At 68.1% G+C, this 25,743-nt stretch carries 26 protein-coding genes and 2 tRNA genes; 13 read left to right on the forward strand and 15 right to left on the reverse strand.

What is annotated here, in order from left to right; all coding sequences use genetic code 11:
- Positions 1-17: 17 nt before the first annotated feature.
- The 4 genes from QUD34_RS03615 to cydB all read left to right on the forward strand — a co-directional run bounded on the left by QUD34_RS03615 (position 18) and on the right by cydB (position 3,314).
- Positions 18-377: a rhodanese-like domain-containing protein gene (locus QUD34_RS03615; protein WP_286355235.1), complete on the forward strand. Its 360-nt coding sequence runs from the start codon at positions 18-20 to the stop codon at positions 375-377.
- A gap of 25 nt (positions 378-402) precedes the next feature.
- Complete coding sequence (locus QUD34_RS03620) at positions 403-828, forward strand: OsmC family protein (RefSeq protein WP_286355236.1); 426 nt, start codon at positions 403-405, stop codon at positions 826-828.
- A 95-nt stretch (positions 829-923) separates the two neighbouring features.
- Positions 924-2,258: a cytochrome ubiquinol oxidase subunit I gene (locus QUD34_RS03625; RefSeq protein WP_286355237.1), complete on the forward strand. Its 1,335-nt coding sequence runs from the start codon at positions 924-926 to the stop codon at positions 2,256-2,258.
- 9 nt (positions 2,259-2,267) lie between these two features.
- Positions 2,268-3,314 carry a cytochrome d ubiquinol oxidase subunit II gene (cydB, locus tag QUD34_RS03630; protein ID WP_286355238.1) on the forward strand — a complete coding sequence of 349 codons (1,047 nt, stop codon included), beginning with the start codon at positions 2,268-2,270 and terminating at the stop codon, positions 3,312-3,314.
- 5 nt (positions 3,315-3,319) lie between these two features.
- Here the strand turns inward: cydB and QUD34_RS03635 are convergent, their stop codons facing one another.
- The 12 genes from QUD34_RS03635 to QUD34_RS03690 form a co-directional block, all read right to left on the reverse strand.
- Positions 3,320-3,868, reverse strand: a complete 549-nt coding sequence (locus tag QUD34_RS03635; RefSeq protein WP_286355239.1) for a hypothetical protein — start codon at positions 3,866-3,868, stop codon at positions 3,320-3,322.
- The gene (gene cmk, locus QUD34_RS03640) at positions 3,865-4,530 is read right to left on the reverse strand and encodes a (d)CMP kinase (protein WP_286355240.1); all 666 of its coding nucleotides are present in this window, start codon (positions 4,528-4,530) and stop codon (positions 3,865-3,867) included. Before cmk ends, QUD34_RS03635 begins: the two co-directional genes overlap by 4 nt.
- Before the next feature lie 35 nt (positions 4,531-4,565).
- The gene (locus QUD34_RS03645; RefSeq protein WP_286355241.1) at positions 4,566-6,017 is read right to left on the reverse strand and encodes a NapC/NirT family cytochrome c; all 1,452 of its coding nucleotides are present in this window, start codon (positions 6,015-6,017) and stop codon (positions 4,566-4,568) included.
- Between the two features lie 170 nt (positions 6,018-6,187).
- Positions 6,188-7,867: a RecQ family ATP-dependent DNA helicase gene (locus QUD34_RS03650; RefSeq protein ID WP_286355242.1), complete on the reverse strand. Its 1,680-nt coding sequence runs from the start codon at positions 7,865-7,867 to the stop codon at positions 6,188-6,190.
- Entirely contained in the window at positions 7,868-8,995 is a 1,128-nt protein-coding gene (gene hisC, locus QUD34_RS03655) for a histidinol-phosphate transaminase (RefSeq protein WP_286355243.1), read from the reverse strand.
- The gene (gene clpP, locus QUD34_RS03660; RefSeq protein WP_286355244.1) at positions 8,995-9,591 is read right to left on the reverse strand and encodes an ATP-dependent Clp endopeptidase proteolytic subunit ClpP; all 597 of its coding nucleotides are present in this window, start codon (positions 9,589-9,591) and stop codon (positions 8,995-8,997) included. Before clpP ends, hisC begins: the two co-directional genes overlap by 1 nt.
- A gap of 77 nt (positions 9,592-9,668) precedes the next feature.
- Positions 9,669-11,291 (reverse strand): trigger factor, encoded by a 1,623-nt coding sequence (gene tig / locus QUD34_RS03665; RefSeq protein WP_286355245.1) that lies wholly within the window; start codon positions 11,289-11,291, stop codon positions 9,669-9,671.
- Between the two features lie 132 nt (positions 11,292-11,423).
- Positions 11,424-11,508: transfer RNA gene (locus QUD34_RS03670), tRNA-Leu, on the reverse strand.
- A 23-nt stretch (positions 11,509-11,531) separates the two neighbouring features.
- Positions 11,532-11,608, reverse strand: a tRNA-Arg gene (locus tag QUD34_RS03675).
- A gap of 56 nt (positions 11,609-11,664) precedes the next feature.
- Positions 11,665-12,600, reverse strand: a complete 936-nt coding sequence (locus QUD34_RS03680; protein ID WP_286355246.1) for an adenosine deaminase family protein — start codon at positions 12,598-12,600, stop codon at positions 11,665-11,667.
- Between the two features lie 40 nt (positions 12,601-12,640).
- Positions 12,641-12,934 (reverse strand): FYDLN acid domain-containing protein, encoded by a 294-nt coding sequence (locus tag QUD34_RS03685; protein WP_286355247.1) that lies wholly within the window; start codon positions 12,932-12,934, stop codon positions 12,641-12,643.
- A gap of 81 nt (positions 12,935-13,015) precedes the next feature.
- On the reverse strand, positions 13,016-14,086 hold the full coding sequence (locus QUD34_RS03690; RefSeq protein WP_286355248.1) for a hypothetical protein: 1,071 nt from the start codon (positions 14,084-14,086) through the stop codon (positions 13,016-13,018).
- A gap of 116 nt (positions 14,087-14,202) precedes the next feature.
- Between QUD34_RS03690 and QUD34_RS03695 the strand changes: the two genes are divergently transcribed.
- From QUD34_RS03695 to QUD34_RS03715, 5 genes are all read left to right on the forward strand, one after another.
- Positions 14,203-14,562, forward strand: coding sequence for an STAS domain-containing protein (locus QUD34_RS03695; RefSeq protein WP_286355249.1), 360 nt, complete (start codon positions 14,203-14,205; stop codon positions 14,560-14,562).
- Between the two features lie 2 nt (positions 14,563-14,564).
- Positions 14,565-15,002, forward strand: coding sequence for an ATP-binding protein (locus tag QUD34_RS03700; RefSeq protein WP_286355250.1), 438 nt, complete (start codon positions 14,565-14,567; stop codon positions 15,000-15,002).
- Positions 15,003-15,021: 19 nt separating this feature from the next.
- Complete coding sequence (locus QUD34_RS03705) at positions 15,022-16,593, forward strand: PP2C family protein-serine/threonine phosphatase (protein ID WP_286355251.1); 1,572 nt, start codon at positions 15,022-15,024, stop codon at positions 16,591-16,593.
- A gap of 34 nt (positions 16,594-16,627) precedes the next feature.
- Complete coding sequence (htpX, locus tag QUD34_RS03710; RefSeq protein ID WP_286355252.1) at positions 16,628-17,467, forward strand: zinc metalloprotease HtpX; 840 nt, start codon at positions 16,628-16,630, stop codon at positions 17,465-17,467.
- Positions 17,468-17,589: 122 nt separating this feature from the next.
- Positions 17,590-19,785 (forward strand): protein kinase domain-containing protein, encoded by a 2,196-nt coding sequence (locus tag QUD34_RS03715; RefSeq protein ID WP_286355253.1) that lies wholly within the window; start codon positions 17,590-17,592, stop codon positions 19,783-19,785.
- A gap of 42 nt (positions 19,786-19,827) precedes the next feature.
- On the opposite strand, the gene QUD34_RS03720 is transcribed toward QUD34_RS03715, so the two are convergent.
- Positions 19,828-21,081, reverse strand: a complete 1,254-nt coding sequence (locus QUD34_RS03720) for a PilZ domain-containing protein (RefSeq protein WP_286355254.1) — start codon at positions 21,079-21,081, stop codon at positions 19,828-19,830.
- A gap of 51 nt (positions 21,082-21,132) precedes the next feature.
- The gene (gene ychF / locus QUD34_RS03725; protein WP_286355255.1) at positions 21,133-22,233 is read right to left on the reverse strand and encodes a redox-regulated ATPase YchF; all 1,101 of its coding nucleotides are present in this window, start codon (positions 22,231-22,233) and stop codon (positions 21,133-21,135) included.
- A 130-nt stretch (positions 22,234-22,363) separates the two neighbouring features.
- Between ychF and QUD34_RS03730 the strand changes: the two genes are divergently transcribed.
- From QUD34_RS03730 to QUD34_RS03745, 4 genes are read left to right on the forward strand one after another with little or no spacing between them, the layout of a single operon-like run.
- Complete coding sequence (locus QUD34_RS03730; protein ID WP_286355256.1) at positions 22,364-22,600, forward strand: acyl-CoA carboxylase biotin carboxyl carrier protein subunit; 237 nt, start codon at positions 22,364-22,366, stop codon at positions 22,598-22,600.
- A 39-nt stretch (positions 22,601-22,639) separates the two neighbouring features.
- Positions 22,640-22,852, forward strand: coding sequence for an acyl-CoA carboxylase biotin carboxyl carrier protein subunit (locus tag QUD34_RS03735; protein WP_286355257.1), 213 nt, complete (start codon positions 22,640-22,642; stop codon positions 22,850-22,852).
- Positions 22,852-23,637, forward strand: coding sequence for an enoyl-CoA hydratase-related protein (locus QUD34_RS03740; RefSeq protein ID WP_286355258.1), 786 nt, complete (start codon positions 22,852-22,854; stop codon positions 23,635-23,637). The genes QUD34_RS03735 and QUD34_RS03740 overlap by 1 nt, the downstream gene beginning before the upstream one ends.
- Positions 23,637-24,575: a cation diffusion facilitator family transporter gene (locus QUD34_RS03745; RefSeq protein ID WP_286355259.1), complete on the forward strand. Its 939-nt coding sequence runs from the start codon at positions 23,637-23,639 to the stop codon at positions 24,573-24,575. The genes QUD34_RS03740 and QUD34_RS03745 overlap by 1 nt, the downstream gene beginning before the upstream one ends.
- A gap of 84 nt (positions 24,576-24,659) precedes the next feature.
- Here the strand turns inward: QUD34_RS03745 and QUD34_RS03750 are convergent, their stop codons facing one another.
- Positions 24,660-25,715, reverse strand: a complete 1,056-nt coding sequence (locus QUD34_RS03750) for an SPFH domain-containing protein (protein ID WP_286355260.1) — start codon at positions 25,713-25,715, stop codon at positions 24,660-24,662.
- Positions 25,716-25,743 lie beyond the last annotated feature (28 nt).

The following is a 25,743-nucleotide window of genomic DNA, read 5'->3' on the forward strand; positions in this document are numbered from 1 at the left end:
CCTCGCCTGGAGCGGCCATGTCCCTGATCCTGGAGTACTGGATCTACCTGATCCCCCTGATCGCCGTGGGCTATTTCCTGTGGAGCCGCCGGTCCATGCCTGCCACGGAGGTGAAGGCCCTGCTGGAACGCGGCGCCCAGGTGGTGGATGTCCGCACCACGGCCGAATTCAAGGGCCAGGCCCATCCCCGCGCGATCAACATCCCCCTGGATCAGCTGGAGGCGCGGGCCATGGAACTGGATCGGACCAGGCCCGTCCTGGTCTGCTGCGAGACCGGCAGCCGCAGCGGATTCGGAGTGTCCGTCCTGAAGCGCGCCGGGTTCGCGGAAGTCGCCAACCTGGGCTCCTGGCGCCGCATCCGCACGCTGCTCGACTGAAACCTGAGGAGGCATCAAGTTGACTTTGACCACTTCTGTGACCTGGGAATCCGGCCTTGCCTTCGCGGTGGAGCAGGATGGCCACCGCTACCGCATCGACGCCAGCCCCGAAGCCGGGGGCCGGGACCTGGGACCCCGCCCCAAGGCCCTCCTGCTCTCGGGCCTGGGCGGCTGTACCGGAATCGATGTGGTGAGTATTCTGGACAAAATGCGCGTCCCGATCGACGGACTCGAGATCCAGGTGAGCGCCGAATCGCGCGATGAGCACCCGAGGATCTTCACGGGCATCCATGTGCGCTACCTCTTCAGGGGCAGGAACCTTCCCCTGGACAAGCTCGAACGGGCCGTGAAGCTGTCCGAAGATACCTACTGCGGCGTGTCCGCCATGCTCCGGCCGGCCGTGCCGATCACCTCGGAAATCGTGGTCGAGGATCCCCACGATCTGAAATAGAACCGGATTGTTGCGCTCAAGGTCCCCTTCGATCGTGGGATACTGGCCGCGTTTCAGCACTCGATGCACCGCAGGCCGGTACGACGGGAGGGACCATGGGCGATCCGCTTTTCTGGCACAGGCTTCAGTTCGGGTTCACGGCGACCTACCACTACCTGTTCCCTCAGCTGACGATGGGACTGGCGCTGGTCATCGTCGTGCTGAAGGCCATGGGCCTGAGGACGGGGGAGGCCCGCTACAACGATGCGGCGCGCTTCTGGATCCGCATCTTCGGCATCAACTTCGCCGTGGGCGTGGTGACCGGGATCCCTCTGGAGTTCCAGTTCGGCACCAACTGGGCGAAGTTCTCGCGCCTGTCCGGCGGCATCATCGGCCAGACCCTGGGCATGGAGGGCATGTTCGCCTTCTTCCTCGAGAGCAGCTTCCTCGGGATGCTGATCTGGGGCGAGAAGAAGCTGTCGCCCAAGGGCCACTTCGGCGCGGCGCTGGCGCTGTGGATCGGCAGCTGGCTGTCGGGCTACTTCATCATCGCCACCAACGCCTTCATGCAGCATCCCGTGGGCTACACCGTGGCCGCGGACGGCACCCTGCAGCTCACCAGCTTCTGGGCCTTCCTGCTGAATCCGTGGGCCCTGGGCCAGTACGCGCACAACATGATCGCCGCCGTGGTGACGGGCTCCTTCGTGGTGGCCGCCATCGGGGCCTTCTGGACCCTCAAGGGCATCCATCCGGAGCAGGCGAAGCTGAACCTGCGGGTGGGCACCATCATGGGCCTGATCTTCAGCGTCCTGGTGGCCTTCCCCACCGGGGACATCCAGGGCAAGCTCGTGGCCAAGTACCAGCCGATTTCCCTCGCGGCCATGGAGGGGCGCTTTGAAAGCGGGCCCCGCGCGAACCTCACCCTGGTGGGCCAGCCGGATGTCGCCCGGCGGAGGATCGAGAATCCGATCCAGGTGCCCGCCATGTTGAGCTTCATCGCCTACGGGAGCTTCTCGAGCGATGTGAAGGGCCTGCTGGAATTCCCCGAGGACCAGTGGCCGCAGAACATCGAGCTGCTCTACTACAGCTTCCACATCATGGCGGGCCTGGGCACGATCATGATCGCCCTCATGGGACTCGCCGCCCTGCTGCTCTGGAAGGGGCGCCTGGACACGGCCCGGCCCATGCTGTGGGTCCTGATGCTGGCCTTCCCCTTCCCCTACATCGCCACCACTGCGGGCTGGGCCGTGGCCGAATTCGGCCGCCAGCCCTGGCTCATCTACGGCGTCCTGCGCACCGTCCACGGCGCCTCCCCCACGGTGAACGCCGGCCATACGGCCTTCACCACCCTGGGCTTCGCCGGGATCTTCGTGGTGCTGAGCGTGCTCTGGCTCTTCCTGATCGGCCGGGAAATCTCCCACGGCCCCGTCTCCCACACCTCGAAGGCCTAGGAGGCTGCCATGGAAATGCTCTGGTTCTGGCTCGTCTCCGTAATGGTTGCGATCTATGTGGTCATGGATGGTTTCGACTTCGGAGCCGGCATCCTGCACCTCGTCGTGGCCAAGACCAACGAGGAGCGCCGCGAGGTGCTGGGCGCCATCGGTCCCCTCTGGGACGGCAACGAGGTCTGGCTGCTGGCCGGCGGAGGATCGCTCTTCCTGGCCTTCCCCAAGGTGCTGGCCTCGGGCTTCTCCGGCTTCTACCTGGCCATGTGGCTGGTGGTCTGGTGCCTGATGGCCCGCGGCATCTCCATCGAGTTCCGCTCGCACCTGCAGGATGGCCTCTGGCGCCGCTTCTGGGATGCCTCCTTCACCTTCGCCAGCGTGCTGCTCCCGGTGCTCCTGGGCGCGGCCCTGGGCAATGTGCTCCGCGGCGTCCCCGTGGATGGCAGCGGCTACTTCGAGATGGCCCTGTGGACGAATTTCCGCCTCGGGCCCCAGCCCGGCATCCTCGACTGGTACACGGTGCTCATCGGGGTCTTCGCCCTGGTGACGGTGACCGCCCACGGCGCCCTCTTCCTGGCCTGGAAGACGGAAGGCGCGGTGCATGAGCGCTGCAAGGGGCTCGCCCTGAGCCTCTGGGGCCTGGTGCTGGTGCTGTGGGTCGTCTCAAGCTACGCGACCTCCGTCGTGAACCCGGGCATCTTCCACAACCTGCCCAAGGCGCCGCTCGCCTGGGTCGCCACGCTGATCTTCCTGGCGGGCCTCGGCCTGGTCTTCGTGGGCGCCAAGCGGGAGCGCTTCCTGATGGCCTTCGTGGGCTCCGGCGCCTTCATCCTCGGCCTGCTGGCCGCCAGCGCCGCCTGCGTCTACCCGGTGATGCTGAGGTCCACCCTGGGGCCCCAGTTCGACCTGACAGCCCAGAACGCCAGCGTGGGGCTCCACGGCCTCCGCACGGGCCTGGTGTGGTGGCTCATCGGCTTCCCCATCGCCATCGGCTACATCGCCTTCCTGTTCCGCTTCCACCGCGGGAAGGTGAAGGCGGCGGTGGAGGGGGAGGGCTACTAGCCCGCTCAGGCGTGGCTGGCCCGGTGCCAGCGCCAGGTCAGCCACACCCAGCAGGCAGCCATGCCCAGCCAACCGACGACGCGGAGGCCCTGGGCGAGGGCGGCGTCCTGGGCCAGCAGGCCCCAGCGGCCGAGGAGATCGGCCCAGTCGTGCTCGCCACCGCCCACCAGGGGAAGGACCTGGGCCCGCGCATCGGCCACATAGCGGGCAATGTTCAACAGGTTCTCAAACCCCCAGATGCCCGCTGCGGCCGTTCCGGGGGCCTCGCGCCGGAGCCAGAAGGATCCCATCACCAGCAGGGGCACGAGCAGCTGCAGGAGGGTGCCCCCCAGGATGGTCAGGGGCTCCCAGCCGAGGATTCCGAAGAGGGGATGCCCGGCTTCGTGGAAGACCAGGTTCACACCGTCGAGCAGGGGGATCCAGCCGGGCTCGGATTGCAGCGCTACGAGGCTGAGCAGGCCCAGGCCCGCGGTCACGCCCGCCATGGCCCCGGTGCCGACGGGCTGCCAGTCGGTTTCCCAGGCCTCCTGGAGGGGGCCGGGCAGGAGGGTCACGGGTGGGCCTGGTGCCGCGCCACGATCCAGTCCACGACCTGATCGAGGGTGAGGTCACTGGAATCCAGCTCCACGGCGTCCTCGGCGGGGCGCAGGGGTGCGACGGCGCGGGTGCTGTCGGCCTCGTCGCGGCGGCGCTGATCGGCGAGCACCTCTTCGAATACGGCCCCCTGGCCCTTGGCCTGGAGCTCCAGGAAGCGCCGGCGGGCCCGGGCCTCGGGGCTGGCGGTGAGGAACACCTTGCAGCAGGCCTGGGGGAAGACGACCGTGCCGATGTCGCGGCCGTCCACCACCCAGTGGCCGGTGGCGCCGATGCGGCGCTGCTGGTCCACCAGTACCTCGCGCACGCGCGCGTCCGCGCTCACGGGCGTGACGCGCCGAGTGACCTCCTGGCTGCGGATGGCCTCGCTGACATCTTCGCCGGCCAGGAAGATTCGCGTCCCCTCCTGAGTAAGGGCCAGGCCCGCCAGCACGCGCTCGAGGTCCTCGCGGGCCTCCAGGGCCAGCCCCGCCCGGTGGATGGCCAGGGCGGCAGCCCGGTACATGGCCCCGGTATCGAGGTACTGCCACCCCAGGCGCGAGGCGACCCGCCGGGCAGTGGTGGATTTCCCCACGCCCGACGGGCCGTCGATGGCGATCAGTGGAAGGGCGGAAGCGGTCATGCCTTCATTCTGGGGGACCGTTTCCGCCCTTGCCATCACTTCATGCCGAAGTCCTTGAGGATCTTCGGATCCTTCTCGTCCTGGGCCAGGATGGTGTGGCAGGTGTCGCAGTCGCCCTTGATGGTGCGGCCGTCGGCGGAGGAGTGGCTGCCGTCGTGGCAACGGAAGCAGCCCACGGATTCCTCGTGGCCGATGTTGTTCGGGTGGGTGCCCCAGGTGATCTTCATCTCGGGGAAGACATTGCGCAGGTAGATGGCCTTCACGGCCTCAGCCGCGGCATCCACCTGGGCCCGCTTGTGCTTGAACACATCCGGGTAGCTGGTGCGGTAGAACTCGTTGATGGCCAGGGTGATCTTGGCGGCGGCCTCGTCGCGGTTCGCGTACTCGACCTTCAGCACCTCGACGGCCTTCTTCTTGATGAAGGGCAGCTCGGCGCTCATGCGCTTGAGGTTCAGGGCCTTGTCCACGGCGCGGTCCGGGAGCTCGAAGGCGTGGGTGGGACGGTTGTGGCAGTCCACGCAGTCCATCTTGCGCTCGGAGGCCTTGGCGAGCTTCTCGGGGGGCAGCTTCTTGAAGTCCTCGGTGACATATTCGACCAGCTGGCCGTTGTCGTCGCGGTAGGTGACCTTGGGGATCTCCTGGCGGCGGGGATCGGTGGAGACATAGCTGATGCGCTCCATGGCGTCGAGGTGGCGGCCGTGGATGCCGGTGGTGCCGTTGGCGGTGTGGCCGCCGATCTTCAGGAGCAGGATGCTGGTGGAGGGGGTGTTGGCCTCATCCTCGGCGTACTTGGTGCGGATGAGCAGCTTGTCGTCCGTGAACTTCTGGGGCCAGTGGCACTGTTCGCAGGTCTCGCGGGCGGGACGCAGGTGCTCGACGGGGCTGGGAATGGGCCGGGAGAAGGTGCCGAAGGCCACCGCGAAGAGCTGGCGGCTGCCGGAGATCTTGGCGCGCACCAGGGCGGGGGCGCCGTGGCCGATGTGGCACTGGGCGCAGCCCACGCGGGAGTGGGGGGAATTCAGGAAGGCCGTGTACTCGGGGCTCATCACGGTGTGGCAGGTGAGGCCGCAGAAGCGGTTGGAATCCATGTACTCCACGCCCTTGAGGCCGGCGGTGCCCATGATGCCGACATTCACGAAGGTGAGGGCGCCCACGACCAGCAGGAGACGCCGCACGCTGGGCTGGGTGAAGTCCACCTTCTGGAGGGGGGTGGGCGCTTCACCGGCCAGCCGCTTCTTGCGGCGCAGGCGGAGGATGCCCACGGGAATGAGGATCAGGCCCATCAGGAAGAGGGCGGGAAGGATGAGGAACAGGAGGATGCCGGCATAGGGATGCACGGACTTCGAGCTCGTCATCTCCATGATCCAGAACCAGACGAGCGTAAAGGCCGAGCTCGTCGTCAGGGCCACGCCCATCAGGGTCATCCAGTTGTTTCCAAGCTGGAAGGCCAGCCGGACCAGGTCTCTGATGCGTTCACCCAAACTCATGAAGCCACCTCCCTAAACGAAGACCGACAAACGACAACGAAGTGTGAAATGTCTCTTCTCACCCTAATTTCCTCCCAGGGCATTCGCAAGACGGTACTGGGCCGCCTGATTATCTATCTCCATTCAAATCAATCCCAGCAATTCCGGGTTGTGACAGAGGTCTATGGCCGTCAGCCCCGGAGCAATTCCAGGAAGGCTTCGCCGTACTGCTGGAGCTTCTTCGGCCCCACGCCGCTCAAGGCCAGGAATTCCGCCTCGGTACCGGGCCGGAACCGGGCCATCTGCTGGAGGGTCGCATCGCTGAAGATCACATAGGCGGGCACGCTCTTGGCATCGGCCAGGCGCTTCCGGAGGGCTTTCAGCTCGCGATAGAGGACCTCTTCGCCCTCCACTTGGCCTTCGGGCACCGGCGGCCGGGAGCCCCGCGGCGAGCCGCGCTTGGCCTTCCCGGGCGAGGGGGCGGCCTGGAGCGGGTCGGCGCCCGTGCAGCAATCGCAGGAAGTCCCGCAGGCGTCCATCTGCTCGCCGAAATGCGCCAGCAGGGCCTGGTGGCGGCAGCGCGGGGCCTCGGCCAGGCGGAAGAGGTCGCGGGTCTGGCGCTGCTGGGCCTGGGCCAGGGCCGCGTCCAGGCCGTCCGTGAAGCGGTCGTAGCTGAGGACATCGCCCCAGCCGTAGAACATGACGCAGTCCGCATCGGCGCCATCGCGGCCCGCGCGGCCGATCTCCTGGTACCAGCCCTCCACGCTCTTGGGCATGTCGCGGTGGATGACATAGCGGATGTTGCTCTTGTCGATGCCCATGCCGAAGGCCACCGTGGCCACGATGACATCCACATCGTCGCGCTGGAAGGCCTCCTGGGCGGCCGACCGGGCGGCGGCGTCCATGCCCGCGTGATAGGCCGCCGCGCGCACGCCCTCCCCCGCGAGGAAGGCCGCCGTGGCCTCCACGGCCTTCCGCGACAGGCAGTAGATGATGCCGCTCTCCCCGCGCCGGGCCAGCACCAGGCGCAGCAGGGCTTCGCGCACCGGCGGCAGGCCTTCGGCGCCCTTGCGGTAGGCGCTGATCAGGAGGTTGGACCGGAAGAAGGAGCCCTGCACCTCGAGGGGATTCCGCATCTCCAGCTGCACGGCAATGTCGCGGCGCACCTCGGGCGTGGCGGTGGCCGTGAGGGCTAGCACCGGCACCTGGGGGAACCGCTGCTTCAGGCCCGCCAGGGTGCGGTAGGCGGGGCGGAAATCGTGGCCCCAGTGGCTGATGCAGTGGGCCTCGTCCACCGCGATGAGGCGCAGATCCACCTCGCGCAGCAGGTCGGCGAGGTAGAGCTCGAGGCCCTCCGGCGCGGCGTAGACCAGTTCCAGCTCGCCGTTCTTGAGGGCGCGGATGCGGTCGCGGCGCTCCTCCGCCTGGAGGCTGGAGTTGAGGAAGGTGGCCCGGAGGCCGGCTTCCGTGAGGGCATCCACCTGGTCCTTCATGAGCGCGATCAAGGGCGAGACCACCAGCGTGACGCCGCCCAGCAGCCGGGCGGGCAGCTGGTAGGTGAGGGACTTCCCCGCGCCCGTGGGCATGATGCCCACCACATCGCGGCCCGCGAGCACGGCCTCGATGATGGTGCGCTGGCCGGGGCGGAAGGTGCCGTAGCCGAAGGTGGCCTTGAGGGCCGATTCGAGGTCCGGCGGGGCCTCCAGCTCGGAGGCCAGGGTCTTCAGGGCCGCGATGGCCGCCCCATCGAAAGCGGTGGGCTCGATCCGGTAGCGGTCCCGCAGGCGCGCGAGCCCCTCCCTGCATTCCACATGCGCGCCCTGCGTGAGCAGGGCGCGCAATCTCCCGATCTCGTCTGGAACCAGCGTCACTCAGCAGCCGCCATCGAGCAGGGGCGCGGCTGCGGTCCAGAAGGCCTGCATTTCCTCGGGCTTGCCGAAGGTCACGCGGATGTGGTTCGGTAGGCCGTAACCCTGCATGGGCCGCACGATCACGCCGCGCTGGAGGAGTTCCTTGAACAGGTCCGCGGCCGGGAAGGCGGTCTCCATGAGGATGAAGTTGCCGCTGGTGCCCGAGAGCTGGCAGCGGTGCTTCGCGGCCTCCAGCACGAAGGCGGCGCGGGCCTCGGTGTTCTTCTGGCGCGAGAAGGCCTCGAAGGCCAGATCCTGGACGGCGACTTCCGCCGCGGCCTGGGCCAGGTGATTGGTGTTGAAGGGGCTGCGGACCCGCTCGAGGAAACCCATCAGTTCCTTCGAGCCCAGGCCGTAGCCGATGCGCATGGCGGCCAGGGCGTGGATCTTCGAGAAGGTGTGGAGCACCAGCAGGTTCGGGCGCTCATCCAGGTAGGCGGCGGCATCCGGATACCCGGCGGGATCCTCGTACTCGGCATAGGCCTGGTCCACCACCAGCACGATGTCTTCGCGCAGCTGGCGCACGAGGCGCTCCAGAGGGGCGCGCTCCAGCCGGATGCCCGTGGGGTTGTTGGGATTCCCGAGGTAGACGAGGCGCGTGTCCTCGGCGACGGAGCGCAGGATGTCATCCGCATCAAGCTCCGTGGCCGTGGCCCGGGATTCGATGACGCGGCCGCCGGCGGTCTGGGTGGCGATGCCGTAGATGGCGAAGCTGTGCTTGGGGATGACGGCGCTGCCGCCATCCAGGAAGGCGGCCTTGGCCACCATCTCCAGGATTTCGCTGCTGCCGTTGCCGAGGACCACGCGATCCACCGTCAGGCCCTTCCGGTCCGCGATGCGCTTGCGGAGGTAGTAGCCGTCGCTGACCGGGTACAGGCCCAGGCCTTCGAACTCCGAGCCGGCGATGACCGAAGCCACCCGGGCCTTCACGGCCTCCGTGGGGCCCCAGGGATTCTCGTTGGAGGCCAGCTTGACGATGGAGGTGAGACCCAGCTCGCGCTGGACCTCCTGGATGGGCTTGCCGGGCACATAGAGGGGAATGCGCGACAGGTGCTCGAACCCGGGAATGGAGGAGAGGCCCGCGCTCATCAGGCCGGCCGCTCGGAGAGGACCTTGTCCACGATGCCGTATTCCAGGGCTTCTTCGGCGCCCATGAAGAAGTCGCGGTCCATGTCCTTCATGACCTTCTTCAGCTGCTGGCCGGTGTGCTTGGCGAAGGTGGCGGCGAGGTTCTCCTTCAGGCGCTGGATCTCCTTGAAGGTGATCTCGATCTCCGTGGCCTGGCCCTGGGCGCCGCCCGAGGGCTGGTGGATCATGATGCGGGCGTTGGGCAGGGCGAAGCGCTTGCCCTTGGTGCCCGCGGCCAGCAGGTGCGCACCCATGGAGGCGCACTGGCCGATGCAGTAGGTGACGATGTCGTTCTTCACGAACTGCATGGTGTCGTAGATGGCCAGGCCGGCCGTGACGCTGCCGCCGGGGCTGTTGATGTAGATCTGGATGTCCTTGTCCGGGTCCTCGCTCTCGAGGAAGAGCATCTGGGCCACGATGGCGTTGGCGACATTGTCATCGATGGCCGTGCCCAGGAAGATGATGTTGTCCTTCAGCAGGCGCGAGTAGATGTCGTAGCTGCGCTCGCCGCGGGGCGTCTGCTCGATGACGATGGGGGGATAGTAGCTGCTGGGCATGGGCCCTCCGGCTGAAGCTTCAGGATAAAGCAAGAAGGCGCCCGCAGGCGCCTTCCGCATGGAGATCGCGCAGACGGCTACTTCTTGGCCGCGGGCTTCTTGGCCTTGGGCTTGTCCTCGGCCTTTTCCCCAGCCTTTTCCTCGGTCGCAGGTTCCTTGGCCTTGGCGGCCTTCTTGGGCTTCTCCTCGACCGGTTCCTCGACCTTCTTGGCGGCCCTCTTTTTCGGCTTGGGGGCTTCGGCCTCGTGCTCGTGATCGTGGTCACAGTCGGGGCCGTGGACATGGCCCGCGGGCGCCACGGCGGCGGGCTCGCCACCCTCCTGGTTCTCGAGGTCACCGCCCTCCAGGCCGCCGGCGTCGAAGCGGTTCACGGGAATCCCGGCCTCGCGCTTGCGCTCCAGCTCGACCAGGGCCTCGAAGGCGGCCTTGTCGAGCAGCTCTTCCGTGACGGTGGCGGTGGTGAGCAGGTGGTCGAAGATCCGGTCGGTGCGCAGGCGGCCCTTGATCTCCGTGGCGTTGCCACGGCGCTCGAGCTCGGCCTTGAAGGCGTCGAAGGGCTGCTGGATCTGGTTCTCGGCCATGAAGGTGCGGATCTCGGCGTCGATGTCGGCCTCGGGCACTTCGATGGACTCGGCGTTGCCGATGGCCTGCAGCAGGTAGCCGCTGCGGACGGCGCGCTCGGCATCGTTCAGGCGGTACTGGCGGTAGGCCTGCCAGTTCACCTTCTTGGGGTCCATGCCCTGGCGGGCGACATGCTGGGCGAACTCCTGGCAGTAGTCGTCGAGCTGCAGCCCCACCATGGAACGGGGCACCTCGAAGGGCGCGGCGTCCAGCAGGGTGTCCAGCATGGTGGCCTGCAGGCGGGCCATGGCGTCGCGCTCGGTGGCCTCCTCCAGGTCCTTCCTCACGGCGGTCTTCAGGGCCTCGAGGTTCTCGAAGTCGCCCAGGTCCTTGGCGAACTCATCGCCCACCACGGGCACTTCCTTGCGGCGGACATCCTTGACATGTACCTCGTAGGCCAGCGTCTTGCCCGCCAGGACGGTGTTGGCGTCATCGGCCGGGTGGGTCAGGGTGAAGGCCTTCTTCTCGTCGCTCTTGAGGCCCAGCAGCTGAGCGTCGAAGGGGCGGGTCGCATCGATCTCCAGCACCTGGTCCTGGTAGGTCTGGGCCTTCAGGCCCTGGGGCTTCACGCGGATGTCGCAGGTGGCGATGAGGCCCTGGGCCACGGCGCCGTCCTCCACGGGGAGGAACTTGGTGGCCCGCTGGCGGAGGCCCTCGATGTGCTCATCCAGGGTGGCTTCGTCGATGGCGCGCTTCTTCTTGGTCAGGACCAGGGACTTGTAGTCGGGAAGCTCGATGTCGGGAGCGACATCGAACTGGGCGCGGAAGACCGCATCGGCGCCTTCCTTCAGGTCCAGCTTCTCCAGGGAGGGGTGGGAGATGGGCAGGGCGCCGGCTTCCTGGGCGGCCTTCCAGAAGTGCTTCTCGACGAGCTGCTGGGCCACATCAGACTGGATCTCGCGGGCGTAGCGCTGCATCAGCACGGGCCGGGGGGCCTTGCCGGGGCGGAAGCCGGGAATGCGGACCTGCGGGGCGATCTTCGCCACCACCTCGTTGAAGACGGCGCTCACTTCGGAGGCGGGCACCGTGACTTCGACGGCTTTCCGAGTGGGGGACTGGTGGTGCAGGGTGGCGGACATGGAGGCTCCGTGATGCGGTAATGGCTTAGGAAGCATTCGGCTTTCGTGGTGACTCGGGCACATCCTGTGCCCTCGCCCTTCGGGCGGCCATCGCCTGGCGGCGATTCCGTCCTATTTGCCAGTCCTGGCAAATGGTGCGAACGGTCGGACTCGAACCGACACGGTGTGAACCGCTGGAACCTAAATCCAGTGCGTCTACCAGTTCCGCCACGCTCGCAAAAAGCCGAATTGTCAAACCGGTGGTGCGCCCAGAGCGACTCGAACGCCCGACCCTCAGGTTCGAAGCCTGATGCTCTATCCAGCTGAGCTATGGGCGCGCACCGAATCCCCTAGTCTACCTGGATCGGCCGGCCGCTTCGACCCCTGGGTTGGCTCAGGCCTCGAGGCACCAGGCATCTTCGGCCCCGTTCCGCCGGAGGGTGGCGAGGGCGGGCTCGTCCAGGCCCATGCGCCGGGCGGCCTCGGTTTCGGTTTCCAGGTCGCAGGGGATGACGCCCGGATCGTCGGTGCCCAGGGCGCAACGCACGCCGGCCTCGAGCATCCGGGGCAGAGGGTGGGGGCTCACATCGGCGGCGAGGGCCTGGTTGGAGCTGGGGCAGATGTCGACGGGGATGCGGCGGTCCGCCAGCAGTTCCAAGGTGGCGTCATCGGCCCGGATGCCGTGGACGATGCGGGCCACGCCGCCCTCCAGGATGGCCTCGCGGACATGGGATCCCGGTCCGTTCTCGCCCGCATGGGCCGCGATGCGGAGGCCCGAGGTCCGGGCCCGGTCGAAGACGGGGGCCCAGTCCCGGAAGGGGCAGCCCTCCAGGCCGCCGGTGGAGAAGCCCTTCACGAAGGGGGGGAGGTCCGGCAGCACGAGGTCGAGGACCGCGTGGCCATGTCGGGGGCCGAAGTGGTTCACGGCGTCCACCACCACGGCGCTCCGCAGGCCCCCCGAGCGGGCCTCGGCCAACCCCTCCTCCAGTCCGCGCCAGAAGGCGTCGAGGCTGATCTGGCTGCGGTGGACCACCAGGAAGTGGGGCGAGACCCAGAGGTCGAATCCCGTGCCTCCGGCCGATCGCGTGCGCCGCGCCGCGGCCAGGACAGCCTCGCGCACGGCCTCGCGGCCGTCCAGGAGCGCGGCGCCGAAGAGGAAGGCCTCGATGAAGCCCGGGAAGGGAACGGCGCCACCCGACCACAGGGCTTCCAGCGGTCCCGGCAGCGGCAGCCCGCGGCGCCCGGCTTCCGCTCGAACCCAGACGGGGTCGAGGGAGCCCTCCAGATGGGTGTGGCGGTCAACGAGAGGAAAGAGGTCGGCGGAGCTCACTCGGACATTATGCTCACCGCCCGTGATCCGGCGGGGTTCGCTACTCGTCGTAGTCGTCCATGCGCAGGTCGCCGGGATCGAAGCCTTCCCCGCGGCCGCGCTCGATGGGCACGCCGGTCTCGCTGAAGGCCTCTTCGAGGTTCTCGGCTTCAGGCTCGGCCGCGAAGTCGTCCTCGATGACATGCACGCTCTTTTCCTTCTTCACGGCGCGGGGCTTGGCGGGGGCGGCCTTCTGGTTCGCACCGCACTTGGGGCACAGCGCCTCCGGCTTTCCGAAGTCGTAGAACTTCGCCGCGCACTGGAAACATGTGAATTTCTTGCCAAGATTCGCCATTGACTCGTTCCTCGTCCGTACCCAAAGGAACAAGGTTCTACCAGAGTCAACCCCGGTTGTCATCAACCTCCTGCAGGGCAGCTAGGCCCAGGGGGCCTCTCCGAGCTTGGAGGCATCGCCTTCGCACAGGTGGTGGATGACGGTGCTGGTGAAAATCCGGTGCTGAACCTCGATTGATTCCCCGAAGCGGTCCACGAAGGTGGCCCGGCTCCGCTCCAGCTCGTCCCGGAGCAGGCGATAGAGGTTCCCCTTCACCCGGGCCTGGGCGACTTTCTCAGGAAAATACAGTTCCACATCGTCGACGAGGACCCGGGCCAGGCGCTCGGCGGCGGCCCGCGTCCTTGGATCGAGGGCCTGGGGTGGCGCGGCGCCGATGGATTCGGGCACGACCTGGGTGGGCGCGCTGGCGGAGGAGATGCCCGGCGAGGTGCCAGGCGAGGTGCCCGGCTGGGTGTGGGAGGGGTCCTCCTTCCCCGCGGCCAGGGAAGCCAGGGTGGCGGAGGCGGCCAGCACCAGCGCCCGCACGAACTCGGGATGATCGAGCCCCTGACGGAGCCCGCTGTCCACCAGCAGCAGGGCCACGGTCTTCCGCTTGTGGCGCAGGGGGAGGACGGCCATGTCCGCGGCTTCGAAAGGACTGAGGGGAGCGAGCAGGGCGGCGTATCCGGGGCCCTTCTTCCGGAGGGACCGGCCGAGGCCCTGAATGACGGATTCCAGGTCCGGCGGTGGGACCACGGCCCCGGGCTTGAGGGGCGCCCCGGCCTCGAATCCCCGGTGGGCATAGAGCGAGGCCAATCCCTGCTTGAGGACGAAGAGGGCGCTGCGCTCCACCAGCGGCACGAGGGCGTCCAGGAGGCGCTTGAGCAGGTCGCCCTGGGAAGTGGCACCTTCCACGAGGTCGAGGGCCGAGGCGAGGGACTGATCGGCGACGCCGGCCGGGTTCGCCGGGGACGGTCCGAATCCGGAACGGGAGGGCATCGCCGCACGGAGCCGGTCGAGGAGGGCCTCATCGGGGCGGAAACCGGCCACGGCGCCCTGCCAGGTGGCGATCACTTCCTCGAGCAGAACCTGGTTCTGCTGGTTCAACCAAGCCTCCAGCTCGCTCCGGAGCGCGTCGTGGGGAGGCTGGTCCGCGGGGCTGGGGTCGCTCATCGGTGGGCTCGGAAGAGGATTCGCGTTCAGGGTATCCCACTTCAGGCCCGAATCCCGTCCGCTGGCAATTACCCGAGGGAACCGATAGGATGGCCCAGGTTCCTTGGAGATGGCGGATGGCGGATCTTTCCATTGCGGTGAGGCAGGTCGAGGGCGTGTCGGTGCTCCTCCCGGCCGGGTTCATCAATGCCCATACCGTGCGGGAATTCGAGGAGGCCCTGGAGAACCTGGTCCAGAACGGCCACTACACCATCCTGCTCAACTGCAAGGACCTCAACTACATCAGCTCGGCCGGCCTGGGCGCCATCATGGGCCTCATCGAGACGGTCCGGGAGCATGACGGAGACATCCTGCTGTCCAACCTCCAGGACAATGTCTTCGCGATCTTCGACACCCTGGGGTTCACCCAGCTCTACCGGGTCTTTGGCAACGAGGATCAGGCTCTGGCGGCGGCCACGCCGGAGCGGAAGGGCTGATCGTGGCGGCCAAGATGGACCACGCCCAGTTCAAGCTCGTCATTCCGAGCCAGACCCGCTATCTGAACCTCGTGACCGGCCTGGCCAAGCGGGCCTCGCTGGTGGCCGGGCTCGACGACGCCGCTGCGGCCAAGGTGAGCATCGCCGTGGATGAGGCGGTGACCAATGTGATCCTCCACGCCTATCACGGCGAAGGCGAGCACACGGTGGAGCTGGAGCTGCGCTTCACGGAACAGGCCCTGGAGATCCACATCCTGCATTCCGGGCAGGGCATCCGCAGCGACCAGATGGTGCTGCCGGATCCCAAGGAGTACATCAAGCATCCGCGGAAGGGGGGCCTGGGACTGCTGCTCATGAGCCGCTTCATGGACGAGGTCCAGTTCAAGGCGGACGAGGCCTCCGGCCGGAACGAGTGCTGCCTGATCAAGAAGATCAGCTGAACCGCACGGTTCATCCGCCATGCCGACCAACCCCTTCGACCGCCTCCGCCAGCTGGCGCTGAAGACCCCGGAGGGGGCGCAGGAGCTGCTTCCGCTCATCGACTTCCTGGAGACCTTCCCGGAGCAGGGGACGGAGGAGGATCTGGTCCACCTGGTGGGCATCACGGCCATGGGCATCGCCAAGGCGGGCCAGGGCGGCCTCTGGGATGGCGGGCGGTGGCTCTTCCTGCGGGGCTCGGCGCCGGCCTTCCCCACCCATCCCGGCGAGGGCTGGCAGGTGCTGCCCTGGCGGTACGGGGACGAGACCTACGGCCACCTGGTGCTGAAGACCGGCGACCTGCCGGGCGCGGTGCCCCTGCTGCTGTCCATCTCGGCCCCCCTGCTGGCCTGGCGCCGGGCCGAGGCCGTGCGGAGCACCCAGAACCAGGCCCTGGCCCTGCAGCTCTCCCGCCTCAACACCGTGTTCGAGCTCACCCGCAACCTGGGCGAGGTGGAGACCCGGCACGACCTGGTGCGACTCATGGCCAACACGCTCATGGGCGAGTTCCGGATCATGCGGCTCCTGGTGGTGGATGCCCAGGGGGTGGTGCTGCACGCGAAAGGGCTGGGCCAGGTGCCGGAAGCGCTCGAAGGCGACCGCCTGCATGAGCTGGTGGAGGCGAAGGGACTGGTGCACGCGGTGGAGCTGCTGGACCAGAACCACAGCCACGGCTTCGCCTACGCCGCCGATCCGGCGGTGGGGAAGCTGTCCGACGATGACGAGGTGTTCCTCCACACCCTGCTGAACCTGACCTCCTCTCAGCTGTCGAGCCTGGAGCTGCGGGAGGCGCGCATCCAGGCCGGGCGCATGGAGAAGGACCTGGATCTCGCCCGGGACATCCAGCGCAGCCTGCTCCCCAAGGAGCTGCCCGAGCCGGACGGCTGGCAGTGCGCCGCCGCGAACCTGCCCTACCAGGCCGTGGGCGGCGACCTCTACGACCTGTGGATGGCGCGGGACGAGGAGCTGGGCGACCGGCTCCACATCGCCGTGGGCGACATCTCCGGCAAGGGCCTGCCCGCCTCCATGATGATGACCCAGCTCTCCGCCTTCCTGAGGGCCATGGGCGATGCCCGGGTGGAGCATTGGGGCCGGCTGGCGGAACGCCTGAACCGCCGCATGAACGATGTGCGGGACGGCAACCGCTACACGACCCTCTTCGCCGCCAGCCTCAACCCCCAGACCGGCGACCTCCGCTTCGTGAACGGGGGCCACAACCCGCCGCTGCTGGTGCGGGCCGGCGGCGAGGTCGTGCGGCTCTCCCCCACGGGCCCCATGGTGGGCCTGCTGCCGGGCGTGAAGTTCGCGGAGGGCCGCGCGGCCATGGGGCTGGGCGATGTGCTGGTGGCCTTCACGGACGGCCTGGTGGAGGCGGAGAACGCCGCCGGGGAGGAACTGAGCGACGGTCCCCTGGCCGAGGTGGTCCTCCGGCGCCCCCATGCCGGGGCGGACGAACTGTTCGAGGCCCTGCTGGTGGAGGCCTTCCAGCACCTGGGGGAAGGGCGCTTCCGGGACGATGTGACGCTGGTGGTCGTCAAGCGGATGGGTGCTTGATCCATTCCGTATCCTGGAAGGTGGAGGAAGCTTCATGAACCAGGCGAAAACCCTTCTCATCATCGTGGCCATGACGGGGCTGCTGGTGTGGATCGGCGACTACTTCGGGGGCCAGTCCGGCATGGTGATGGCCCTCGCCATCGGCCTCGTGATGAACGGAATCAGCTACTTCTTTTCGGACAAGATCGTCCTGGCCAGCTACGGCGCGCGGGTGGTGACCCAGGCCGAGGCCCCCGAGCTCTACGCCATCGTGGCGAACCTCGCCCAGCGGGCCGGCCTGCCCATGCCCCGCATCGCCATCATCCCCGAGGACACCCCCAACGCGTTCGCCACGGGCCGGAACCCCGAGCATGCCGTGGTGGCCGTCACCGAGGGCATCATGCGGATCCTGAGCCGGCCCGAGCTGGAGGCCGTCCTCGGCCACGAGCTGGGCCATGTGAAGCACCGGGACATCCTCATCGGCAGCATGGCGGCCGTGCTGGCCCAGGCCATCATGTTCCTGTCCCGCATGGCCATGTGGGTGAGCCCCCGGGACGAGGAGGGCCGCTCCAACCCCCTGGCGGGCATCGCCATCATGATCCTCGGGCCCCTGGCGGCCATCCTGCTCCAGATGGCCGTGAGCCGGTCGCGGGAATACCTGGCCGACGACTACAGCGCCCATCTGACGGGCCGGCCCGACATGCTGGCCTCGGCCCTGGAGCGCCTGCAGAGCTACAACGAGCAGCTGCCCATGCAGTCCGCCCAGCCCGCCACGGCCCACATGATGATCGTGAATCCGCTGAGTGCGGGCGGCCTCATGAGCCTCTTCTCCACCCACCCCCCCATGGCGGTCCGGGTGGAGCGCCTGCGGCGCATGCCCATCGAGGCGAGGTAAGCAGCCATCCGGCTTTGCCCAAGGGCTGCGCGGGGGTCCCCGGGACGCCCGAGCATCGTGGAACCCCCGGTGAGGATTAGCCTGAACTGAACGCGGACCGGGTGGGTGCCGATAGGAGACCCATGCGGGAACGGCTCGGCAAATTCGAGGTGGTGCGCCTCCTGGGGAAGGGCGCCATGGGCGAGGTCTATCTGGGCCGCGATCCCAAGCTGGGCCGGGAAGTGGCCCTGAAGGTCATCTCCGCCGGGTCGGCGTTCGGCGAGGAGGCCCAGGCGCGGTTCGAGCGCGAGGCGCGGGCCGCCGCCATGCTGAACCACCCCCACATCGTCACGGTCTACGAGTTCGGCGAGGACGAGGGCGTCCACTACCTGGCCATGGAGCACATCCAGGGCGACGAGCTGGAGGCCTTGATCCGGGCGGGCCAGACCCCCAAGGCCGAACTCCTGGAGGTGCTGATCCAGGTCTGCGAAGGCCTGGGCTATGCGCACGATCGGGGGGTGATCCACCGGGACATCAAGCCCGCGAACATCCTGGTGACGCGGCACGGGAAGCGCCCCCACGCCAAGCTCATGGACTTCGGGGTCGCCCAGATGGGCCCCTCGGGCCTGACCCAGACCGGCACCTGGATGGGCACCGCCAGCTACATGGCGCCGGAATACCTGGACACGGGCAAGTCTTCGGCGAGTTCCGACCTCTTCGCCCTGGGCGTGATCCTCTACGAGATCCTCACGGGGGGCCGGAAGCCCTTCCAGGGCGAAACCACCACCTCGGTGCTGAACCGGATCCTCCTCCACCCCCCGGAACCCCTGCGCCCGGCGGACATGAAGGACCTCTCCGGTCGCCTGCTGACCGTGGTCGAGCGGGCCCTGTCCAAGCAGCCCGGCGACCGGTATCCAGGCGCGGAGGCCCTGGGCATGGCCATCCGCGAGGCCATGAGCGCCCTGGTCGAGCCCCCCCCGGCGCCCGCTCCCGCTGCGGCCCCCGCCCCGGTCCCAGCCCCGGCGCCTGCTCCCGCCCCCCCTCCGCCGGCCGCCGAGACCTCGGGCCACCTGATCCGGGTCGGCAAGGGTGGGCAGGGGCAGTGCCTCAGCCTGAAGGTGGCCCTCCGGCAGGCCAAACCCGGCATGGAGATCCTGATCCTGCCCGGCGCCTACCGGGAATCGGTGGTGGTGGACAAGGCCGTCACCATCCTGGCCCAGGGGGAAGCGGGCGAGGTGGTGCTGGAGGGCGCCACGGGACCGGCCATGGTGATCCAGGCCCGCGGTGCGGTCATTCGGGGGATCACCCTCCGGGCGATGGAAGGTGAGGCCGCAGTGAGGATCTCGGGGGGCGCGCCCCTGGTGGAGCAGTGCGTCATCGAAGGCGGCCTGGCGGGCGCGGTGGTGGATGGCGCGGGCACCTCGGCGCTGTTCCGGGACTGCACCTTCACCGGCCGGGGGGTCTGGGGCCTGGTGACCGAGCAGGGGGCCCAGGCCCGGGCGGAAGGCGGGGCGCTCACGGGGTTCCGGGAGGCCGGCGTTCTGGTGAGGCCCGGGGCCCAGGTCTCCCTCGCCGGGACCCAGGTCGGACCCGGCGAGGGCGTGGCCTTGCGGGTTCAGGGGCGCGGTCAGGCCGAAGTGCAGGACTGCAGCCTGGCCGCCGCCGCGGGATCGGTGGAGGTGGAGCCCGAGGGCCGGGTGCAACTGACCCGGTGCCGCCTGATGGACAGCCGCTACGCGGGCCTGCTGGCCCTGGAGCGCAGCCACGCGGTGCTCGAGGCCTGCGAGCTGGGCGGCCACGAGTGCTCGGGCGCGCATGTGCTGGCCGGGGCCAATGTCCTGCTCCGCCAGTGTCGGCTGGTCGGGAACGCGGGGTTTGGCCTGTCGGTCATGGACCGGGGCCTGGCGACGCTGGAAGGCTGCACCGTCCAGGCGAATGGGGGCGCAGGATTGCTCATCCACCACGGAGCCACGATCCAGGCCCGGAACAGTTCCTTCTCCGAGGGCCGATCCCTGGGCGTGGACTGCGCCGAAGGGGGCCAGGGCGTGCTCGACGGCTGCGAGATCCTGGGCAACGCCGGGGCCGGGGTGCAGGTGGAGCCCGGCGGCAGCCTGCTGCTGGTGCGCTGCACCCTCAAGGACGGCCTGGACACCGGGCTGCTCCTCCTGGAGGACTCCCAGGCCACGCTGGAGGAGTGCGTGGTGCATCGCAACGCCCGGGGCGGCATCCTGCTGGCGAAGGATGCGGCGGATCCGGTGATGCGCGGGGCCAACCGCATCGAGGACGGCTTCCAGCGCGTGGACGGCAACGGGCAGCTGGTGAAGGTCGCGCCCCTTTAAGCGCAACACCGGGCGCCGCGTCGGGCGTCGTCCTGGGGGCGGCTACAGGCCCGCGAGTTCGTCCAGAAGGGGCAGCCAGGCGGTCTCCCCGGCTCCGGGCCAGGGCAGGGGGCGGATCAGGGGATCCTCGGTTTCGGCGGGTATGCCTCCGGACCGGATGAGCGCCACGGGCAGTTCCCGGAGCTCGCCCAGTTCGCGCTGGAGGTTGCGGAGGTCGGTCACCGGGGGCTCGGACCCCGGGGGAACCTCGAGGACCAGCAGCCGGCTGGCGGCCCCGGAGTCGGTCCGCAGGCGCTCCAGGGCCTGCTCCAGGGTGTCCACCGGATCCAGGCGGAGGTAACCCGCGGCCCTCAGGGCTGTCTGGGCCTCCTCGCGGGCCGACCCGGGAGCCATGGCCAGCACCAGACAGGTGCCGCGGCGCCCCAACCGGGTCAGGGCGTCCGGCGTCTCGGCCCCTGCCGGGTTCATGCGGCTTCCAGGTCCCTTGTTTTCCGTCCCGGCCTTGGCCTTGGTCTCACGGGTGCCGGAAGGGGCCGAGGGCGTCGAACTGGACACGCGCTGCATCTGCTCCCGGATGGTCAGGACATCCTGGATCTGGTTGAGTTCCGAATCCTTGAGATCCAGGAACTGGACCCCGATGATGATCTCCCCGTCCCGCTCCCAGGCATTGGCCACCCGGCCCCGGGCCTCGAAGAGGGGGTGCTTGGGCAGGTCCCGGATCTTCAGCATGGGAAGTTCCTTCCCCTTTTCGAAGAAGCCCACGCCAGGGGTTACGCGCATGTGGTCATCCAGCCGCATGACCCGGTCCACCCGGAAGGCGAGCCCGCCGAGGGAGAGGTTCACGAGGGGCCCCGCGAAGCCGAACCCCGGCAGGCCGGAATCCTGGGCCAGCACATAGGCCTTCTCCCGTGGCCGAAAGGGATACCGCTTGTGGGTGCGCCGGTCCGACTGCGTCATCCGGAGGGGAACGGAGAACCGGTACAGCAGGTAGGATTCCCGGCCCAGGAAGGTGAGGGGGGCCTCGAAGCGTTGCTCTCCGACCGCAAAGAGCATCTCGAAGGGCGCCCCGCCCACCATCTCGTGGGGGAGGGGCCGGATGAGCTTCAGATGGAGGACGCCCTTCTCGAAGTCCAGGTGCTGGACCCAGGCGGTGTAGGGCAGGGTATGCGTACCCTCCACCTTGATGGGGAATTCCGATTCAGAGCGCTGCAGGTCGGTCAGGGCCCGGCGGATCTGTACGGGATCCTCGACGGTCGATTCCCGTCCGGACCCCCCGCTTGACCTGACCAGGCTCATCGATCCTCACCCGTTCCCAAAGCATCGGGAAAAGGCGCCGGAAGAATGAGTTCAGACATTGAACAGGAAGTTCATGAGATCCCCGTCTTTCACCACATAGTCCTTGCCCTCGGTCCGCATCTTCCCGGCATCCTTGGCCCCCTGCTCGCCCCGGTACTGGATGAAGTCCTCGTAGGCGATGACCTGGGCCCGGATGAAGCCCTTCTCGAAGTCGGTGTGGATGACGCCGGCGGCCTGGGGGGCCGTGTCGCCCTTGTGGATGGTCCAGGCGCGTACTTCCTTCACCCCGGCGGTGAAGTAGGTCTGGAGGCCCAGCAGGTCGTAGCTGGCGTGGATCAGGACATTCAGGCCCGGCTCCGACAGACCGGCCTCCTCCAGGAAGAGGGGGCGATCCTCCTCGGGCAGATCCTGGATCTCGGCTTCGAGCTTGGAGCAGATGGGGATGCAGGGGGCCTGGCGCTCGGCGGCGAGCGCCAGGAGCTTCTGGTAGTGGGCATTGCCCTCGGGGTTCCGGATGTCCTCCTCCCCGATGTTGCCCACGAAGAGGGTGGGCTTGAGGGTGAGCAGCCCGTAGGACTTGATGAGGGCCTTGTCCTCGGACGACAGGCCCGCGGTGCGGGCCCACTTGCCGCCGTCCAGGGCCGCGAAGACCCGCTCCAGCACCGCCACCAGGGCCAGGGATTCCTTGTTGCCGGTCTTGGCGACCTTCCGGTGGCGCTCCAGGCCCTTCTCGACGGCGTCCAGATCCTTGATGACCAGTTCCGTCTCGATGATGCTGAGGTCCCGCTCCGGGTCCACGCCGCCCTCCACATGGGTGACATTGCCGTCTTCGAAGCAGCGCACCACCTGGACGATGGCATCGGTCTCCCGGATGTGGCCCAGGAAGGCGTTGCCCAGGCCCTCGCCCTTGCTGGCGCCCCGGACCAGGCCCGCGATGTCCACGAATTCCTGGGCCGCGGGCAGGACCCGCTGGGGGTTCACGATCTCGGCCAGGGCCGCCAGGCGGGGATCCGGCACATCCACCACGCCCGTATTGGGCTCGATGGTGCAGAAGGGATAGTTGGCCGAAGCCGCGCCCGCACGGGTGAGAGCATTGAAAAGGGTGGATTTTCCCACATTGGGGAGCCCCACGATGCCACAAGCCACAGCCATTCCATCCTCCAAGCCTTTCAGTATCTCAGAGAGCAGATGTGACGAAAAGAACGGCTTCCGGGACTTGCGCGGGGCCGCAGGGCGCCATACTCTCCCCGCCAAGGTCGTGGAGCGAAGACGGGGAGGCAGCATGATCGTGCGGGCGGAGTGGCCGGGCTATGTGGTGGATGTACTCGTCCGCCCCGGCCAGGAAGTGGAAGAGGACGAACCCCTCTTGATCCTTGAGGGCACGGACTCCTCCCGCACCTCCTTCTACATCAATGCCCCCGAGTGCGGAAAGGTCCGCGAGATCCTCATCGAGGAGGGCGACTTCGCCTACGAGGACGACGACCTGGTGGTCATCGGCGACACCGACAAGGACGAGTAGCCGGGTAGACTGGAGCCATCGTCCTCATGAGGTGACTGAATGGCTGTGGTGCGTGCCGAGATGGCCGGGAAGGTTCTGGAGGTCTGCGTCGTGGCAGGCGATGCCGTGAACGAGGACCAGGACCTGGTCATCATCGAGTCGATGAAGATGCAGATTCCCGTGGGCAGCCCCGAGGAGGGCACGGTCCAGAAGGTCTTCGTGACCCCGGACCAGTTCCTCAACGAAGGGGACCCCATCGTCGAGCTGGGCTGATGGAGGTCCGCCTCGAACGCCTGGCGGGGGAGGATGCGGGCATCGCCCTGCTGGGCCTGGACCGTCCTGCCGCCAAGAATGCCCTGGGCCGCCAACTCATGGCCGAGTTCCGGCAGGCCCTGGTGGACCTGGGCTCCGATCCCTCGGTCCGGGTGGTGGTCCTGCACAGCCTCGTGCCCGGGGTCTTCTGCGCCGGGGCCGACCTGAAAGAGCGGGCTGAGATGGCCCCTGCGGAGGTGGCGATCTTCGTCCAGGGCCTGCGCTCGGCCTTCACAGGGCTGGAGGATCTGCCCATGCCGGTGATCGCCGCCCTGGAAGGCGCAGCCTTCGGCGGCGGACTGGAGCTGGCCCTGTGTGCGGATCTCCGCATCGCCGGGGCCGATGCCAAGCTGGGCCTGGTGGAGACCGCCCTGGCCATCATCCCGGGCGCCGGGGGCACCCAGCGCCTGCCCCGGCTCATCGGGGCGGCGCGGGCCAAGGAACTGATCTTCACGGCCCGGCGCCTCGGCGCCGAGGAGGCCGGGCGTCTGGGCGTGGTGGACCGGGTGGTCCCCGCAGGGCGGGCCCTGGACTCGGCGCTGGCCCTGGCCCGGGAGATCCTGCCCAACGGCCCGGTGGCCGTCCGCATGGCCAAGCTCGCCGTGAACCGGGGGCAGGGCCTGGATCTGGGCGCCGGCCTCGCGTTCGAGCAGGCCTGCTACGCCCAGGTGATCCCCACCCAGGATCGCCTGGAGGGACTGGCCGCCTTCCGCGAGAAGCGCATACCCCAGTACCGGGGTCGATGATGGCCGGCTCCCACGAGCATGGGCCCAGCACCACCGGCCGCCTGGCCTGGAGCGCGGCGATCTTCTTCGTGAGCTTCGTCCTTCAGGGCGTGGGCGGCCTCTGGACGGGCTCCATCGGCCTGGTCAGCGACAGTCTGGAGAACCTGAATGATGTGCTGGTGAACAGCCTCGGGATCCTGAGCCTCTGGCTGGCCAACCGGCGGGCCCCTGATGACCGGTGGACCTTCGGTTGGCATCGCCTTGAAGTCTTCAACAGCCTGGTGGGCGTGGGATTCCTCCTGTTCCTGGCGGGGGCGGTGGGCTGGGAGGCCCTGGCCCGGTTCCGCCATCCCGTGCCCATCCAGACCGGCTGGGTGCTGGTGTTCTCGGGCATCGGCCTCCTGCTGAACATCGCGGCCACGGTGGTGCTGGTGCCGCGCGATCGCAGTCTGCTGGAGCGCGATGCCAGCCTGCGGGCGGCCTACATGCACGCCTTCGCCGACAGCCTCACCAGCGTCTCCCTGGTGGTGAGCATGATCCTCATCCGCCTCACGGGCTGGCGCTGGGTGGATCCCGCCATCGCCCTGGTGATCCTGGTGGTCATCCTGCGAGGGGCGGTGCTGCTGCTCCGCGACGCGGTGGGCATTCTCATGCACCGCGCCGCCTTCGAGCACGAGGCCGTGAAGGCCGAACTGATGGCGCTGCCGGGCATCCTCGGGGTGGAGGATTTCCGCAGCTGGAAGATGTGCAGCCACCTCACCATCGCCTCGGCCCACATCATCGTGGCCACCGACCGGCTGGAGGACACGGAGGCCTTCCTGGAGCGCATCGAGCGCCTGCTGTGGGAACGGCACGGCGTCCGCCACCTCACGGTGCACTTCGAGACCCGGGACATGGCGGATCGCCATCACCACCGGTTCATCCACCAGCACGACGCGGAAGCGGACCATCACCATTAGGCCGTTTCCGGTCGCTGCAAAATCAAGGGCGGCCGAGGCCGCCCTTGATTTTGCAGATGGGAAGAACGGGCCTTGGGAACGGCCTCAATTCCCCATGCCGAACTTCTTCATGACCGCGGCGCGCTGGGTGTCGTACTCGGCCTGGGTGATGAGCTGGCCGTCGAAGAGCTCCTTGAGCTCGGTGAGTTCCTCCTTCAGGGACTTCGCGGGGGCCATGGGCGCCGCGGGGGCCGCGGGAGCATTGCCCGCCGGGAAACCCTGCTGGCCCATCTGCTGGGCGGCGCCGGTCATCTGCTGGCCCATCATGTTGCCCATGCCGAAGCCCAGGCCCACGCCCATGCCCATGCCGGCGACGCCGCCGGGGTTCTGGGCGGCCAGGGGGATGCTGTCGGCCACCTGCATCTGCGTGTAGGCGCCCATGACGGGGGCCATCATGCCCACGCCGGTGCGCTTGTCCATCATGGCTTCCACTTCCTCGGGAAGGCTGATGTTCTCCACGAAGAACTTGGACAGCTCCAGGCCCATGGTCTTGAACTCGTCCTGGAGCTTCTGCTTCACCAGGTCGGAGATCTCGTCGTATTTCGCGGCCAGGTCCAGGGCGGGAATCTTGGATTCGCCGAGGGTATCCGTGAAGCGGCTCATGATGGTCTTGCGGAGCTGCTCGCTGATGTCGGGCACGGTGTAGACGCCGTTGGTGCCCACCAGCTGCTTGAGGAAGGTGCCGCTGTCCACCACCTTGATGGAGTAGATGCCGAAGGCCCGGATGCGCAGCATGCCGAAGTCGGCGTCGCGCATCATGATCGGGTTCGAGGTACCCCACTTCAGGTCGTTGTAGAGCTTGGTGGAGATGAAGTAGACATCGCTCTTGAAGGGGCTCTCGAAGCCGTACTTCCAGCCCTTCAGCGTGGCGAGGATGGGCAGGTTCTGGGTGGTGAGGTTGTGCGTGCCGGGCTTGAACACATCCGCCAGCTGGCCCTCGTTGACGAAGACGGCCTCCTGGCTTTCCCGCACGACGAGCTTGCCGCCGTTCTGGATCTCCTGGCCCCGCATGGGGAAGCGCCAAGCCAGCGTGTCGCTGGAATCGTCAAGCCACTCAAGAATGTCCAGGAATTGGGCTTTGCCCCAGTCCATCAGACCCATGTGTCGTTCTCCTCGCGGCATCGGCCAC

This window comes from Geothrix oryzae (assembly GCF_030295385.1).
GTDB lineage: Bacteria > Acidobacteriota > Holophagae > Holophagales > Holophagaceae > Geothrix > Geothrix oryzae.

What these genes read in the sequence shown, in the direction of transcription:
- QUD34_RS03615 (WP_286355235.1), top strand. Translation starts at nt 18, where the DNA reads ATGTCCCTGATCCTGGAGTACTGGATCTACCTGATCCCCCTGATCGCC.
- QUD34_RS03625 (WP_286355237.1), top strand. Translation starts at nt 924, where the DNA reads ATGGGCGATCCGCTTTTCTGGCACAGGCTTCAGTTCGGGTTCACGGCG.
- cydB (WP_286355238.1), top strand. Translation starts at nt 2,268, where the DNA reads ATGGAAATGCTCTGGTTCTGGCTCGTCTCCGTAATGGTTGCGATCTAT.
- cmk (WP_286355240.1), bottom strand. Translation starts at nt 4,530, where the DNA reads ATGACCGCTTCCGCCCTTCCACTGATCGCCATCGACGGCCCGTCGGGC.
- QUD34_RS03645 (WP_286355241.1), bottom strand. Translation starts at nt 6,017, where the DNA reads ATGAGTTTGGGTGAACGCATCAGAGACCTGGTCCGGCTGGCCTTCCAG.
- hisC (WP_286355243.1), bottom strand. Translation starts at nt 8,995, where the DNA reads ATGAGCGCGGGCCTCTCCTCCATTCCCGGGTTCGAGCACCTGTCGCGC.
- clpP (WP_286355244.1), bottom strand. Translation starts at nt 9,591, where the DNA reads ATGCCCAGCAGCTACTATCCCCCCATCGTCATCGAGCAGACGCCCCGC.
- tig (WP_286355245.1), bottom strand. Translation starts at nt 11,291, where the DNA reads ATGTCCGCCACCCTGCACCACCAGTCCCCCACTCGGAAAGCCGTCGAA.
- QUD34_RS03685 (WP_286355247.1), bottom strand. Translation starts at nt 12,934, where the DNA reads ATGGCGAATCTTGGCAAGAAATTCACATGTTTCCAGTGCGCGGCGAAG.
- QUD34_RS03690 (WP_286355248.1), bottom strand. Translation starts at nt 14,086, where the DNA reads ATGAGCGACCCCAGCCCCGCGGACCAGCCTCCCCACGACGCGCTCCGG.
- QUD34_RS03695 (WP_286355249.1), top strand. Translation starts at nt 14,203, where the DNA reads ATGGCGGATCTTTCCATTGCGGTGAGGCAGGTCGAGGGCGTGTCGGTG.
- QUD34_RS03705 (WP_286355251.1), top strand. Translation starts at nt 15,022, where the DNA reads ATGCCGACCAACCCCTTCGACCGCCTCCGCCAGCTGGCGCTGAAGACC.
- htpX (WP_286355252.1), top strand. Translation starts at nt 16,628, where the DNA reads ATGAACCAGGCGAAAACCCTTCTCATCATCGTGGCCATGACGGGGCTG.
- QUD34_RS03715 (WP_286355253.1), top strand. Translation starts at nt 17,590, where the DNA reads ATGCGGGAACGGCTCGGCAAATTCGAGGTGGTGCGCCTCCTGGGGAAG.
- QUD34_RS03720 (WP_286355254.1), bottom strand. Translation starts at nt 21,081, where the DNA reads ATGAGCCTGGTCAGGTCAAGCGGGGGGTCCGGACGGGAATCGACCGTC.
- ychF (WP_286355255.1), bottom strand. Translation starts at nt 22,233, where the DNA reads ATGGCTGTGGCTTGTGGCATCGTGGGGCTCCCCAATGTGGGAAAATCC.
- QUD34_RS03730 (WP_286355256.1), top strand. Translation starts at nt 22,364, where the DNA reads ATGATCGTGCGGGCGGAGTGGCCGGGCTATGTGGTGGATGTACTCGTC.
- QUD34_RS03735 (WP_286355257.1), top strand. Translation starts at nt 22,640, where the DNA reads ATGGCTGTGGTGCGTGCCGAGATGGCCGGGAAGGTTCTGGAGGTCTGC.
- QUD34_RS03740 (WP_286355258.1), top strand. Translation starts at nt 22,852, where the DNA reads ATGGAGGTCCGCCTCGAACGCCTGGCGGGGGAGGATGCGGGCATCGCC.
- QUD34_RS03745 (WP_286355259.1), top strand. Translation starts at nt 23,637, where the DNA reads ATGGCCGGCTCCCACGAGCATGGGCCCAGCACCACCGGCCGCCTGGCC.
- QUD34_RS03750 (WP_286355260.1), bottom strand. Translation starts at nt 25,715, where the DNA reads ATGGGTCTGATGGACTGGGGCAAAGCCCAATTCCTGGACATTCTTGAG.